This is a genomic window from Polynucleobacter sp. Adler-ghost (genome assembly GCF_018688495.1).
Taxonomy (GTDB): domain Bacteria; phylum Pseudomonadota; class Gammaproteobacteria; order Burkholderiales; family Burkholderiaceae; genus Polynucleobacter.
The window spans coordinates 752,980-767,415 of the sequence record NZ_CP061320.1; the positions used below are offsets into that span (position 1 = coordinate 752,980).

A 14,436-nucleotide genomic window follows, 5' to 3' on the forward strand; every position below is an offset into this window, starting at 1 on the left:
TGTCTGGTTTGATGATCGTTGTACGATAGATGGTATGAAGCTGCTGATCGCCCTTTATTTCTTCATTCTTGCAACGATTCAGCTCGGCTTGTTATTGGGTGTGTATCACTATCACCGATCTCAAAGTGATCTGAGGCCTAATCCATATTGGATGGGATCCTTAGTGGTGAGCGTTATCGCCTTATTTATTTTTGGTGGCGGGATTCTAGTTCTCAAGGATATAGAAAAGCCTGAATTTAATTTTACGGTTGCCAACTCCCTGTTTTATGTGGCGACTATTTTTCAGCTGCTATTTTGTAAATCCCTTAATGGCCCAATTAGCAAGCCCATGCAATATGGCTTTGTACTTTCTGCGCTTATTTTTGTGCCAGCTTTCGAATTTCTTCGTTTATACGGAAATTATGAACTTCGGACAGCCTTTATGTGCACCCTTGGCATCATATTTTTCTCGTGGCAGATCACTATGCTAAGACGCAAGAGGGGGGCAAGTCCCTCTCGGCAGTTGATGTATTTGCAGTACGCTACGGCCATCGAGTTAATCTTTGCTATAGCCCGTTTAGCAGTATTGGCTTCGAATACTTTTACTATTCGTCAAGTTGAGCAGATTCCACAATTGCTTATTCTTTTGACTATTGCGCAATTGGTCGTCAATACACTGTCCTATATTGCGCTTGGTGGCTATTGGGCCGAAAAGGTTGCGCTAGCGAATGCAAGATCGCAAAGCGAGAATGATGAAATTAGGTCCCTTCTGATTGAGCGTGAGAACTTAATTACCAGTCTGCTGAAGGCAAACAAGACAGCAGCAACAGGTGCCTTATCGGCCTCTATTGCACATGAATTGAATCAGCCCCTAGGCGCATCTCAGCTCAATATCCAGTTTCTACAAAAGAAGTTGTCGGATGGAAATTTGACTACTCAGCAAAATCAAGAGGTATTGACTGCATTACTAGCAGATAATCGGCGGGCAAGCAGCATTATCCAATCGCTTCGATCCATGTTTTCAGATGGGAAGATTGGGGTGGAGCGTATTGATATTGTGGAGCTGATTGAGTCAGTTCTCAAAATTACCAAGCCAGAAATTCAGGCGAAGACTATTCAAGTTGTTCTAGATCTTGGCTCACATTCTTTAATCAATGTGAATCGCGGTGAGATTCAGCAGGTGCTTCTGAATCTGATTAATAACGCCATCCAGGCTCTGAGTGAATCCGCTCGATCTCCCCGAATGCTACGCATTGAAAGTCGGGATGTCCCTGGCGGAGTAAATCTACTCGTTGCGGATAGTGGCGGTGGTATCTCTGCTGCTGTTCAAGACCATCTATTTGAATTACTCTCGAGCAGTAATAAGCGCTCCGGTATGGGCTTGGGTTTGTGGCTTTGCCAGCATATTGTCACTCGTCATGGTGGCTACATTCGTTATGAAGACTCAGCTAGTGGCGGCGCACAATTTACTGTCTTCTTGCCATCTATTCAGGGCTAAGATATTAGCTCTATAGCTAATTGCCCAAAGGCAGACCTATCTTTACATTCGCAGAATAGCTTCTCTACCAATTTCCGCTTCAATCCAAGGCTTTTATGAAAACAAAACTATCGCTTCTTGCCCTAACTATTGTCCTGATTACTGGCAATTCCGCTATTGCTGCGGGAGGCGGTGGAGTCGTTGCTGACCCAGGCGCAATGCAAGGAAAGCATTTTGATACTAAGGGCAAAGCGCCCTCCACATTTACTGTTGAATTGCAAAACGGTTTACGTAAAACACTGCCTTTCGAAGATAAGCGCGACTTCGAAGAGTCTAAGAGGGGATTCATTGCGGCTCCTAGCTATAAAACCATCATGGCAGATGCTGGCAATGTCGCTTGGGATATGGGTAGTTATGACTTCCTCTTACAAGGTAAGGACTTTGATAGTGTTCACCCATCGTTACAGCGTCAAGCGATTCTGAATATGGGCTACGGCCTCTATGAAGTCGTGCCAGGAAAGATTTATCAAGTTCGCGGTTTTGACTTATCCAACATCAGCTTTGTCAAAACAAATACCGGCTGGATTGTCTTTGATCCATTAACTTCAAAAGAAACTGCCAGAGCAGCTTTAGAGTTAGTTAATGAGAAGTTAGGTAAGCGCCCAGTAGTTGCAGTGGTCTACTCTCACTCCCATGCTGATCACTTTGGTGGTGTGCGCGGCGTAGTGGATGAAGCAGACGTGAAGAGTGGCAAAGTGAAGATTATTGCTCCAGCTGGTTTTATGGATCACGCCGTAGCAGAGAACGTCTATGCGGGTAATGCCATGACACGTCGCTTGTATTTTCAGTACGGCGTTTTATTGCCACGTAGCCCATTTGGTCACGTTGACCAATCGATTGGTAAAAATACTGCAGCCGGTAACCTTGGTCTAATTGAGCCAACCATTCTGATAAATGAGCCTTTTGAAAAAATGACGGTGGATGGTGTAGAGATGGAATTCCAAAACACGCCCGGTACCGAGGCGCCTGCCGAGATGAATACCTATTTCCCGCAGCTCAAAGCATTCTGGGCTGCTGAAAATATTACGGGGACTATTCATAACATTTATACCTTGCGTGGCGCTTTAGTACGTGATGCTTTGGCTTGGTCCAAGAACATCAACAATGCCTTATATCGTTATGGCAATGAGGCACAAGTGATGTTTGCTTCCCATTCGTGGCCGCGCTGGGGTAATGATCGCGTGCAAGAAGTGATGCGTACGCAACGTGATAGCTATGCACATCTGAATAATGAGGTTCTTCATTTAGCAAACAACGGTGTGACCATCAATGAAGTACATAACGTCTACAAGCAGCCTGATAGCCTAAAGTCTCAATGGGCTGCACACAGCTACCATGGCTCAGAGGAGCACAATAGCCGCGCTGTTATTAATCGTTACTTGGGTTACTGGGATGCGAATCCTGCTACCTTGATCCCTTTGTCGCCAAAAGATTCTGCGCCACTCTACGTAGAGATGATGGGTGGTTCAGGCAAGATCATGGCCAAGGGCAGGCAACTCTATCAGCATGGCAAATACCGTGAAGCAATGGAGATCGTAAATAAGTTGGTTTATGCAGAACCAAACAACACCGCCGCCAAAGATTTGCTAGCGGATATCTTTGAACAAATTGGCTATCAAAAAGAAAGCCCAAGCGTACGTAATAGTTTCTTAGGTGCCGCCTATGAATTACGTCATGGCATGCCTTCTGGCGCATCACCAAAGACCAATGGCCCTGACATGATCAAGGCAATGACTACAGAGCTTTGGCTAAATGCCTTAGCCATCAGTATGGACAGTAAAAAAGCGGCCGGTATGAGGTTCACTATCAACCTCAGTACGCCAGATAACGGTGAAAAGTTTGTCGTCGAGATGAGTAATTCTGCGCTAAGTAATATCAAAGGCTATCAGGATAAAAATCCCCATTTGACTATTACCTTAAATCGCAGCGACTTAGAAAAAGTCATGGGTGGGCAAGCTACTTTTGAAAAACTATTGGCTGAGGGTAAAGCGAAGTTTGAAGGTGATCGCAAGGCATTTGAGCAACTGCGAAGCACGATGACTACTTTTACTCCAGATTTTGAATTGATGCCTGGTACAAAAGCTAAAAAGGCACCTCCCGCTAAACCGAGCAAAGACCCGTTTGAAGCTCCTCCAATCGCTAATTCCGATGGAGCTTAAGTTGGGTCTTAAGTGAATATAAAAAATGGGCTCTTAGGAGCCTATTTCATTTTCCGGAAACAGTAAGTACCTCAGGCCGCGAAAGCGCCACCATCTTCCAGTGCTTTGAGTTCTTGTCCTGCAATACCCAATTCCTTAAGTACCTCATTGGTGTGTTCACCGAGCAAGGGGGGATGACGAGAAACCTGTTGAGGAGTACCCATCATCTTCACTGCAAAGCCAATATTGGGAACCTTGCCTTCAATCGGGTGATCAATCTCCATACGCATCTGGCGATGCTGCCCATGCTCACTATCAAATGCTTGGGGGTAGGTATTAATCGGCCCAGCTGGAATACCTGCTGCCAATAGGAGATCCACCCACTCTTCACTAGTTTTGGTGATAAATGTCTTCTCTAGCTCAGCAGCCAATATCAAGCGATTGGCGAGACGTAATGGATTGGTTCTAAAAAGTGGATCTTCAAATAATTCTGGTCGATCAATCTTGTCGCAAAGGAGCTTCCAGAGTTTTTGATTGGTGGCGCCCATTACAAAATAACCATCAGCGGCTTTCATAGCCTGATAGGGTGCGCTCATATGGTTTGCTGTGCCCAACTTATAGGGCTCAACACCGGTGCCCCAGTATTGGGCTGTATCCCAGATCGAAAACGCCAAAGCAGAATCAAATAGGGAGGCATCAATAAATTGCCCTTCACCCGATTTAGTCTTACCAATATAGGCTGACAAAATTCCATAGACCGCAAAAAGGGCGCAACCAATATCTGCCACTGGAACACCCGCTTTCACAGGAGGACCATCTGGGTAACCTGTAACGCTCATAACACCAGACATAGCTTGTGCCATCAGGTCAAAGCCAGGGCGATCTGCCCATGGGCCTGTTTGTCCGAATCCCGAGATGCTGGCATAGACCAGTCCTGGATTGAGATCTTTCAGGGAGAGGTAATCGATCCCCAGTTTTTTCATCACGCCGGGACGATAGTTCTCGACCAAAATATCAGCGGTCTTTACGAGCTCAAAAAAAACTTTTTTCCCGGCTTCTGTTTTGAGATTGAGCGTGACGCTGCGTTTATTGCGATTCATGTTTAGAAAGCCCATACTGTCTGAGCCCTTCATCTTGAATCCCATGGCCCCGCGAGTTTGATCTCCAGTGCCAGGCGGTTCAATTTTGATGACATCAGCACCTAAGTCTGCCAACAACATGCAGCAGTAAGGGCCGGCCATTACTTGACTTACGTCAAGAACTCGAACGCCAGCCAAGGGCAAAGGCTTGCTGATAGGTGTTTTCATCATTGTCTCAATAGTTTTTATATGTTTATATTGCAAAGTTCATTTACAGCATTGAATATAAAACAAAAAATGGAGACCGTATGATCAATCAAGCCCCCAAACGGATTTTGCGCAGATTCGCTTTCTTGGCACTGGGTATCTGTAGCACTTTGTCATTGACTGCTCATGCTCAGCAGGCCTTCCCAAGCAAACCCATTCGCTTAATTGTCGGATTTGCTCCTGGTGGTGGCACGGATATTGTGGCTCGAGCTATTGCTCCCAAGATGAGTGAAATCTTAGGCCAAAGCGTCGTGATTGAAAATAAATCGGGTGCAGCCGGAACGATTGGTGCAGACCTCGTCGCCAAATCTAGTCCAGATGGTCACACCCTACTCATGGGCCACTCTAACTCGAATGCGATTTCTCCATTTGTTCTGAAGAATGTACCTTACAACCCAGCAACTGATTTCACGCCAATCACCTATTTAGGTTATGTACCAAACGTGTTGGTAGTTAAATCTTCTCTGCCAGTGAACTCGGTGGCGCAATTGATTTCTTTGGCCAAGCAAAACCCAGGTCAGATGACTTATGGCTCCTCAGGAATCGGTAGTACCCAGCATCTAGCGGGCGCTTTATTCTCGAAGATTGCCGGCGTAGAAATGAATCACGTGCCCTATAAAGGTAGCGGTCAGGCGATTGTTGATTTATTGGGCGGTCAAATCACAATGAACTTTGATACCTTGCCGCCAAACTTGCAGCAGATTCGTCAAGGTAATTTGAAAGCTTTGGCAATCTCTACTCCGAAACGCTTAGCCTTATTACCGAACGTTCCTACATTTAATGAAGTGGGTATTGTTGGCTTTGATGTGACAAACTGGTATTCCGTGATGGGGCCCAAAGGCATGGATCCTGCAGTCGTCAATAAGATTGATTTAGCCGTAAAAGCAGCCACCAATGATCCGGAGATCAAGAAAACATTGGATGCTCAAGGCTTACAACCAGAAGGTCCAGCAACGCCAGCAGCCTTTAATTTGTTTCTCGCAGGTGAGTTGGCGAAGTATCAGCGCTTGGTCAAGAGCTTGAATATCAAGGCTGAATAATTGATTTCCTGTTTTTTTATCAAACTAGCTTAGCTAATTGGGCTATAGTATTCATCAACCCTCTCTCTTGAATGAGGGAGGGTTTTTTATTCCATGACAACAACCATAGACTCCACCCCAGATCGTATTGCCGAAGTGCGTTTAGAGCTTCGCAATCACATTGCATACATTACTTTTGACCATATTGCTGCGCGCAATGCAATGACAGTAGGAATGTATCAAAGCCTGAAATCGATTTGCGAGGATTTGGTTAAGAGCTCTTCGGCCAGAGTTGCCATTTTGAGAGGTGCTGGCGGTAAGTCTTTTGTCTCGGGAAGTGATATCGCTCAGTTCTCTAGTTTTAGTTCTGGTGAAGATGGTATTCGTTATGAAGAGGGTATTGATACTTATCTCGCACCTTTAGCCATGTTGCCTATTCCAACGATTGCAGTTATTGATGGGATGGCGGTTGGCGGGGGTCTTGCAATTGCTAGTTGCTGCGATTTCAGAATCTCTACACCTGATGCGCGTTTCGGAGTGCCGATTGCCAAAACACTGGGTAACTGTTTATCTGCTAGCAACGTTGCCTGGCTCGTTGCGCACTTGGGTATCAATATCGTGAAGCGCATGCTCTTATTAGCAGAGTTGGTGACTGCACCCGAGCTACTTAAACAAGGTTATCTCTTGGCCACCCATCCCGCCCAAGCCCTTGAGAATGAGTCAAATCAGCTGGCTGAGCGCTTAATGAGTTTGGCGCCAATCACGCAAAAATCTAGCAAGCAAACTCTTGCACGAATCATCAAAAATAATTTACCCGATTGCAGCGATCTCATTCGTGAGTGCTATGGCAGTGACGATTTTAAGAATGGCGTTGCTGCATTTTTGGATGGTAAGCCGCCCACCTGGACTGGCAAGTAATTTAAATTTCCAGACAAGTACCCAGTTTTTATAAAAACAGCTCTTGTAAGTTGTTGAGGAAGCGCAATCCTTGTTCGGTTGCTTTGAGCTTGTTGGGATTGGGATCTAATAAACCTTTTTTACTCGCCTCATCTAACCCTTTTGAGACTACATTGAGTGGCAAGCCGGTACGCTCTTCAAATGTAACGGTGTCTACGCCATCAGTCAGGCGCAAGGTATTGAGCATGAATTCAAAAGGGAGATCTTTGGCCGAAATCTCTCTCGCTTCGATTAAGGCATTGCCCTTGGTCTCCATCGCTTGCATATACGTTTCTGGATGACGTTCTCGTACCTGCCTTGTAATTTTGTCAGGGAAGGAAATCTTCCCGTGTGCACCTGCGCCAATTCCGATGTAATCACCAAAGCGCCAATAATTGAGATTATGTTTGCACTCCTGATCTTTTTTGGCATAAGCAGACACTTCATAGCGTCGATAGCCTGAAGCCTCAAGAAGTTTCAAGTTCTGCTCAAAGATCGCATCAATCTCATCTTCACTGGGAAGCTTTGGAGGGAAGCTTGCGAAGTACGTATTTGGTTCTAGTGTTAAGTTATAAAAGGATAGATGCGGAGTCTTAAACGAGAGGGCAATTTCCATATCAGATCTTGCGGCTTCTAGACTTTGATTGGGTAAGCCAAACATGAGATCGAGATTAACGGATTTAAAGTGTTGCAGAGCAATCGCAATAGCGTGCTTGGCTTCTTCGCCATTATGGATGCGTCCTAAGGCTTTAAGTTGCGCATCCTGAAAGCTCTGAATGCCTAAAGAGACGCGATTAATTCCTGCTTGAGCAAAGCCAGCAAACTTATCGGTCTCCACTGAGTCTGGATTAGCTTCCATCGTAATCTCGCAATCGGGCTCTAGGTTCACCCGTGCCCGAATGGCCGAAAGGAGTTCATTCATGCCATTGGCAGATAACAAGCTTGGCGTGCCGCCGCCAATAAACATGCTATGCACTTGACGACCCCAGATGCGAGGGAGCTCAGTCTCTAGATCAGTAATGAGGGCCTTGATATAACGCGCTTCATCAAAGCCTTGCTTGCCATCTTTAATTTGATGTGAGTTGAAATCGCAGTAAGGACATTTCTTTTCACACCATGGAAAGTGAATGTACAAAGACAGCGGGGGTAGGGCAGTGAGTTTTGGCTGCGTAGCCAAAATAGAATTAAGTGTATTGAGCACGGATTTGGAGTTGAGTAATGAGTTCAAGCAAGGCTTGGCCTCGATGACTAATCTGGTTTTTCTCAGCAGGCTCTAATTGGGCAACAGTTTTGCCTAGCTCTGGTATAAAAAAGTGGGGGTCATAACCAAAGCCACGATCACCCTGAGCATTGTCAATTACTTGCCCATACCAGCGGGCTTGCACAATGAGTGGCTCTGGATCCTTAGCGCTATTGACCATCACAAGAGCACAAACATAGTGCGCTCCACGATCAGATTTGCCCTGTAAGGCTGCAACCAGCTTCTGATTATTGGCCGCATTATCGCCATCAAGCCCTGCATAACGCGCTGAATGCACTCCAGGCGCTCCATCTAATGCATGGGCACAAATACCGGAGTCATCCGCGAGTGCAGGTAAGCCACTCGCAGCGCTGGCATGGCGGGCCTTAGCAAGCGCATTCTCAACAAACGTGTAGTGCGGCTCTTCCGCCGCCGGAATGCCCAACTCACCTTGAGGAATGACCTGAAAATGGAAGGGCTCCAGGAGTTCCTGAAATTCGCGGACCTTGCCAGCATTGTTAGAGGCGAGAACGAGCTTTTGCACCATCGACCTTTAAGCTTTTATTTGAAAGCTTCTTTTTGTAGCTGAGTTAAATCACGGATACCTTCTTCGGCCAGATCTAATAAAGCATTTAATTCGGTGCGGGAGAAAGCAGGACCCTCAGCAGTACCTTGCACTTCAATCATGCCGCCTTTGCCAGTCATGACTACATTCATATCGGTATCGCAAGAGGAGTCCTCTGGATAATCCAAATCCAGGACGGGAACTCCATGGTAGATGCCAACAGAAATCGCAGCAACGCTATCGATGATGGGGTCAGCTTTCAGGGCACCACTTTCAAGCAGGGTATTGATCGCATCACGAGCTGCAACATAAGCACCGGTAATCGATGCGGTTCGTGTTCCACCGTCGGCCTGTAAGACATCGCAATCTAAATGGATTGTTCTTTCACCTAAAACTTTCAAATCAAAGACACTGCGCATCGCACGGCCGATCAAACGCTGAATCTCTTGTGTGCGACCAGATTGTTTGCCACGAGCGGCTTCACGGTCACTGCGGGTGTGGGTGGAACGGGGGAGCATGCCGTACTCAGCTGTAACCCAACCTTCACCAGAGCCTTTTTTATGGGGAGGCACCTTTTCCAGGACGCTGGCTGTGCAGAGTACCTTCGTATCGCCAAACGCAATCAATACAGAGCCTTCCGCATGCTTGGTAAAAGCGCGGCTGATGCTCACAGGGCGCAATTGGGTTGGGGTGCGGCCACTGGGGCGGGTGATGTTGGGCTGAGTCATGGGGAGTTGTCCTAAAGATCTACAATGTCCCTATGATATCGAGCATGACTGGTTATGGCAGCGCTTCTCGCCAAGTCTCCCTAGGAGCTGGCGTAGTGGCTGATCTGCAAGTGGAATGTCGGGCTGTAAATAGCCGCTTTCTGGATTTGGGCTTTCGTCTTCCGGACGAGTGTCGCGGGGCCGAGCCTGCCTTACGAGAGCTAGCTACGCAAAGCCTTTCTCGAGGTAAGGTCGAGTTTCGAGCTGCTTGGCGTGTTAATTCGGGTGCCGCTGGAGCAGCTAAAGCAAACCCCCATGCCTTGGGCGCCTTAAATAAAGACCGCCTAGATGCGCTGTATACCCTGCAAGAACATGCTCAAGTAGCCTTTCCGAATGCAGAAGCGTTGCGTATCGCTGATATTTTGCGTTGGCCCGGAATTGTTTCCGAGCCGAGGGGTGAGGAAGAAGGCTGGATTACCGCTACCGTTGAAGCTGGGCGCGCTGCTCTAGCTGCCCTAATGGATAGTCGCCATGCCGAAGGTAAGGCTTTGACTACAGTACTAAGCAATATCACTAGCAAGATGCGGGAGATTGTGAAGGTGCTTGAGCCAAAGCTTCCCCTTTACGTTTCCCAGTATCAAGAAAAACTCACCGAGCGTCTATCTGAGGCCTTAGCTGCCCAAGAGCAAGGAAAGGGTAATGGCGGGTCTGGCACTGAGCTGATGGAGCGAATCCGACAAGAGGTTGTGCTCTATGCAGTCCGTATCGATGTGGCGGAAGAGTTTGCGCGCTTAAAGACCCATCTTCAAGTAGTGGACACCGCCTTAGCAGGCAAAGGTCCGGTAGGCAAGCGCTTGGATTTCTTGATGCAGGAATTAAACCGTGAAGCCAATACCTTGAGCTCCAAATCTGTTTCAGAAGAATGCACGCAAGCTGCTTTAGAGCTCAAGCTGTTGATTGAGCAGATGCGTGAACAAGTGCAAAATTTAGAGTAATTGATATTTAAATAATCACTATGGCTAGCCCGAAAACTAAACCCAATCTCTCGCCCGCCTATCAAGGCAGTATGCTGATGATCGTTGCGCCTTCTGGCGCTGGTAAGTCTTCTCTAGTCAATGCTCTATTGCAAGAAGACGCAGCCCTTAAGCTTTCACTTTCAACAACAACTCGCGCACCAAGACCGGGTGAAGTGGATGGAAAGGACTATCGCTTTATCAAGAGGGCTGAGTTTATTGCGGAGCGTGACCAAGGTCATTTTTTAGAACACGCTGAAGTGCACGGTAATTTTTACGGTACTTCCAAAGCCTGGATTGAGACTCAGATGAAAACCGGGCGCGATGTGATGTTAGAAATCGACTGGCAGGGCGCACAGCAGATTCGTCAAATCATTCCTGAAGTGCAGTGGATCTTTATCTTCCCACCTTCATTTGAAGCTCTAGAGGAGCGCCTGCGCAAACGGGGTCAGGATGATGAGGCCACCATTCAGAGAAGATTGGCTGCAGCGCATTTAGAGCTCCAGCATGCTCATGAGGCTGATTTCATCGTGATCAACGATGATTTTGAGCGGGCATTAATTGATTTGCGGCATGTAGTTGCTGCCAGCCGCCTGCGCTCAGGGCCGATTATGGCGCGTAACCCTGCGCTTTTGAAGCGCCTCGGAGTCTAATCAGTTATCCTATGGGTATTAAAGCTAAATTTAAGTGAGTCCAGCATGGCCCGTATTACTGTAGAAGATTGTCTAAAAACTATCCCCAATCGTTTTGAGCTGGTATTGGCCGCGACTTATCGCGCACGTCAATTAGTTCAAGGTCACTCCCCACGTGTTGAGTCCAGAGATAAAGCAACTGTAGTTGCGTTGCGTGAAGTTGCTGCTGGTGTAACCGACCGTGACATGTTGACCAAAGTACCTTTGTAATTCAGGGGTTCCGTTGTGGAGCTCCCCTTAGGCGACCCAAACACATCGGAACTCAAAGGTCAGATCTCGCCTCAAGAGATCGCTAATAGCGAAAACTCTTCCATCATCGCGACTTTGTTGGCTCAGTCGAGTAGACACCTTTTTGGCCCAACTTCTGCGCCTACCTTACCCTTAAAGCATCAAGTTGTTTCGATTGATGGATTGATTTCTAAACTGGGCTATCTCAAGCCTGATGAAGTGGTCTTGATTAAGCAAGCCTTTCATTTTGCTGATGCGGCTCACCTTGGGCAGTACCGCCATAGTGGTGAGCCTTATATTACCCATCCTGTAGCAGTTGCTGAACTGTGTGCTACTTGGCGATTGGACGCGTCTTCCATCATGGCAGCCTTAATGCATGATGTGATTGAGGATACGGGTTGTACTCAAGCAGACCTAGTTGGTAAGTTTGGTAGCAAAGTGGCTGAACTCGTAGAGGGCCTAACTAAGCTCGATAAGCTGGAATTCCAAAGTCACGCTGAGGCACAAGCTGAAAGCTTTCGCAAGATGTTTATGGCCATGGCGCGCGATGTTCGGGTCATTTTGGTCAAGCTTGCTGATCGTACGCACAATATGCGCACGCTTGATGCCGTCCCAATGGAAAAGCGTCGCCGAGTGGCTGCTGAGACAATTGAGATCTACGCTCCGATTGCGCACCGCTTAGGTCTCAATATCATTTACCGCGACTTACAGGACTTGAGTTTTCGTTACTCCATGCCAATGCGTTTTAGGGTGATTGAGGATGCAGTGAAGCGGGCGCGCGGTAATCGTAAAGAGATGGTAGAGAAGATTTTGCAGAACGCTCGAATGGCCTTTGCAAAAGTGAATCTCGAAGTTGATTTACAAGGTCGAGAAAAAACACTTTTTAGTATTTACAACAAAATGCGCAACAAGCAATTGAGCTTTTCTCAAGTGCTCGATGTGTACGCCTTCAGGGTCACTGTCCATTCGATTGATGAGTGCTATCGTGCGCTCGGCATATTGCATGCACTCTATAAGCCGATGCCTGGGAAGTTTAAGGATTACATTGCGATTCCTAAACTCAATGGTTATCAGTCTTTGCATACGACACTATTGGGTCCATCCGGAGTACCAGTAGAGTTTCAGATACGTACTGGCGATATGCATGCGGTTGCTGAAGCGGGTGTTGCTGCGCACTGGGCCTATAAAGATGGTGGTCCCGATATTAGCGAGGTGCAAAACCGTGCTCATCAATGGCTGCAATCTTTAATTGATATTCAGGATAGCAGTGGTGACTCTCAAGAATTCTTGGAGCACGTCAAAATTGATCTGTTCCCAGATGCGGTGTATGTCTTTACGCCGAAAGGGCAGATTAGAGCCTTGCCACGTGGCGCTACTGCTCTCGATTTTGCTTACTCCATTCATAGTGATGTAGGTAATACCTGCGTAGCAGTCAAGATTAATGGCATGCAGTTGCCCTTGCGTAGCGAGCTAAAGAACAGCGATATTGTTGAGGTAGTGACATCTGCGAACTCCCAACCTAACCCAGGTTGGCTAGCATTTGTGAGGACGGGTAAAGCCCGTGCATCGATTCGTCATTCACTCAAAACCAAGCACTATGCCGAGTCTTTGCAGTTAGGTGAACGTCTTTTGGCTAGCGCATTACGTCAGCAGGGAGTTGATGCTGGACTACTATCGCCAGAGCTCTGGGAAAAGTTATTGCATTGGACTGGCGATAAAACGCGAGAAGAAGCTTGTGTCAACATTGCCTTGGGCCGTAGATCCTCTCAAGAGCTGGCAATTCGCTTGAAGATTTTGATTGATGATGAGGGTGGCTCTGATCAAATGCGCTTGGGCGCAGCAGATTGGGTCTCACCTCAACAAGAGATAGCTTCACACCACCATCAGCGTCAGGCTATTTTGGTGGATGGTCGCGAAGGCAATTCAATTAGCTTTCAAACTTGCTGCCATCCGATTCCGGGCGACAACATCATTGGCTATCTTGGTAAGGGTGAGGGTTTACAGGTCCACACTAATGACTGCCAAGTAGCCCTCAGAATGCTCTCCAAGGATAGTGATAAGTGGGTAGAGGTTGAGTGGGGCAAAGAGGTTAATCGGGAGTTTGAGGTGGACCTCGCAATTGATACACGCCAAGGTAAAGGCGTATTGGCTAGAGTAGCAAGTAGTGTGACTGCTGCAGACTCCAACATCATGAATGTATCCATGGATGATCGCTACAAAGAAGATGCCGTCACAATTCGATTCACTATTCAAGTATCAGACCGTCTGCACCTCTCTAAAGTCATGCGTAGTTTGCGTGCGAACCATGATGTGATGCGTGTGACCCGCGTACGGGTTAGCTAAGCTCCTGTAAATACCTATTATCTGTACTGTATTTCCAGGATTTCAATCTCAGTTGGACCGGTTGGCGTCTGAATTTTGACGCAATCACCTAGGCGCGACTTGATTAAGGCTTTGGCTATCGGCGATACCCAGCTAACGTGACCCAAATCTAAATTAACCTCATCGACGCCTACAATCGTGATGCTTGTCTTTTTGCCAGCATCTGCACCTTCCAAGTTCTCATAAGTAACGGTAGCCCCAAAAAAGACCTGATCGGCATCTGCTTCACCCGATTTTCGAGCCTGGTTATCGACAACGACAGCAAATTCAAGGCGCTGGTTAAGGAAGCGAATCCGGCGATCTATCTCCCGAAGTCGCTTTTTTCCATAAATATAGTCACCATTCTCGGAGCGGTCACCATTAGAGGCGGCCCAGTGGACAACCTTGACAACCTCTGGCCGATCCAGGTTTAAGAGCTGTAAAAGCTCACTTTTAATGCGCTCGTGACCGGCAGGCGTGATGTAGTTCTTCTCTTCCATGGCATAATTATGGCTGTTGCGGCTGTAGCTCAGCTGGATAGAGTACTTGGCTACGAACCAAGGGGTCGTGGGTTCAATTCCTGCCAGCCGCACCAACCCTTACAGGGCCTAGTTGAAAAACTGGGCCCTTTTTCTTTTATAGGCATTTCATCGTGGCTTTATGTAGATCCCTTAT

The 14,436-nt window shown here is 47.2% G+C and carries 13 protein-coding genes and 1 tRNA gene; 9 read left to right on the plus strand and 5 right to left on the minus strand.

Annotated features, from left to right (window positions below; all coding sequences use genetic code 11):
• Window positions 1-34: 34 nt before the first annotated feature.
• Both ICV89_RS03970 and ICV89_RS03975 read left to right on the plus strand, forming a co-directional pair.
• Window positions 35-1,477: a sensor histidine kinase gene (locus tag ICV89_RS03970; protein WP_215309891.1), complete on the plus strand. Its 1,443-nt coding sequence runs from the start codon at window positions 35-37 to the stop codon at window positions 1,475-1,477.
• Between the two features lie 95 nt (window positions 1,478-1,572).
• Window positions 1,573-3,675 carry an alkyl/aryl-sulfatase gene (locus ICV89_RS03975; protein WP_215309893.1) on the plus strand — a complete coding sequence of 701 codons (2,103 nt, stop codon included), beginning with the start codon at window positions 1,573-1,575 and terminating at the stop codon, window positions 3,673-3,675.
• Window positions 3,676-3,746: 71 nt separating this feature from the next.
• Here the strand turns inward: ICV89_RS03975 and ICV89_RS03980 are convergent, their stop codons facing one another.
• Window positions 3,747-4,961 carry a CaiB/BaiF CoA transferase family protein gene (locus ICV89_RS03980; protein ID WP_371817887.1) on the minus strand — a complete coding sequence of 405 codons (1,215 nt, stop codon included), beginning with the start codon at window positions 4,959-4,961 and terminating at the stop codon, window positions 3,747-3,749.
• An 80-nt stretch (window positions 4,962-5,041) separates the two neighbouring features.
• Between ICV89_RS03980 and ICV89_RS03985 the strand changes: the two genes are divergently transcribed.
• Both ICV89_RS03985 and ICV89_RS03990 read left to right on the plus strand, forming a co-directional pair.
• On the plus strand, window positions 5,042-6,040 hold the full coding sequence (locus ICV89_RS03985; protein WP_215309896.1) for a tripartite tricarboxylate transporter substrate binding protein: 999 nt from the start codon (window positions 5,042-5,044) through the stop codon (window positions 6,038-6,040).
• A 93-nt stretch (window positions 6,041-6,133) separates the two neighbouring features.
• The gene (locus ICV89_RS03990; protein WP_215309898.1) at window positions 6,134-6,937 is read left to right on the plus strand and encodes an enoyl-CoA hydratase/isomerase family protein; all 804 of its coding nucleotides are present in this window, start codon (window positions 6,134-6,136) and stop codon (window positions 6,935-6,937) included.
• A 28-nt stretch (window positions 6,938-6,965) separates the two neighbouring features.
• On the opposite strand, the gene hemW is transcribed toward ICV89_RS03990, so the two are convergent.
• From hemW to rph, 3 genes are read right to left on the minus strand one after another with little or no spacing between them, the layout of a single operon-like run.
• Entirely contained in the window at window positions 6,966-8,183 is a 1,218-nt protein-coding gene (hemW, locus tag ICV89_RS03995; RefSeq protein ID WP_371817874.1) for a radical SAM family heme chaperone HemW, read from the minus strand.
• Entirely contained in the window at window positions 8,140-8,739 is a 600-nt protein-coding gene (gene rdgB, locus ICV89_RS04000) for an RdgB/HAM1 family non-canonical purine NTP pyrophosphatase (RefSeq protein ID WP_215310312.1), read from the minus strand. The genes hemW and rdgB overlap by 44 nt, the downstream gene beginning before the upstream one ends.
• A 17-nt stretch (window positions 8,740-8,756) precedes the next feature.
• The gene (gene rph / locus ICV89_RS04005) at window positions 8,757-9,488 is read right to left on the minus strand and encodes a ribonuclease PH (protein WP_215309900.1); all 732 of its coding nucleotides are present in this window, start codon (window positions 9,486-9,488) and stop codon (window positions 8,757-8,759) included.
• A gap of 32 nt (window positions 9,489-9,520) precedes the next feature.
• On the opposite strand from rph, the gene ICV89_RS04010 reads away from it, so the two are divergent.
• From ICV89_RS04010 to ICV89_RS04025, 4 genes are all read left to right on the plus strand, one after another.
• On the plus strand, window positions 9,521-10,462 hold the full coding sequence (locus ICV89_RS04010; protein ID WP_215309902.1) for a YicC/YloC family endoribonuclease: 942 nt from the start codon (window positions 9,521-9,523) through the stop codon (window positions 10,460-10,462).
• 20 nt (window positions 10,463-10,482) lie between these two features.
• Complete coding sequence (gmk, locus tag ICV89_RS04015; RefSeq protein WP_215309903.1) at window positions 10,483-11,133, plus strand: guanylate kinase; 651 nt, start codon at window positions 10,483-10,485, stop codon at window positions 11,131-11,133.
• Window positions 11,134-11,178: 45 nt separating this feature from the next.
• Window positions 11,179-11,382, plus strand: a complete 204-nt coding sequence (gene rpoZ, locus ICV89_RS04020; protein WP_011902918.1) for a DNA-directed RNA polymerase subunit omega — start codon at window positions 11,179-11,181, stop codon at window positions 11,380-11,382.
• Between the two features lie 63 nt (window positions 11,383-11,445).
• Window positions 11,446-13,743, plus strand: coding sequence for a bifunctional (p)ppGpp synthetase/guanosine-3',5'-bis(diphosphate) 3'-pyrophosphohydrolase (locus tag ICV89_RS04025; protein WP_251370941.1), 2,298 nt, complete (start codon window positions 11,446-11,448; stop codon window positions 13,741-13,743).
• Window positions 13,744-13,760: 17 nt separating this feature from the next.
• Here ICV89_RS04025 and greB read toward each other — a convergent pair whose 3' ends face one another.
• On the minus strand, window positions 13,761-14,261 hold the full coding sequence (gene greB / locus ICV89_RS04030) for a transcription elongation factor GreB (protein WP_215309907.1): 501 nt from the start codon (window positions 14,259-14,261) through the stop codon (window positions 13,761-13,763).
• An 18-nt stretch (window positions 14,262-14,279) separates the two neighbouring features.
• Here greB and ICV89_RS04035 point away from each other — a divergent pair.
• A tRNA-Arg gene (locus ICV89_RS04035) sits at window positions 14,280-14,356 on the plus strand.
• The last annotated feature ends 80 nt before the right edge of the window (window positions 14,357-14,436 follow it).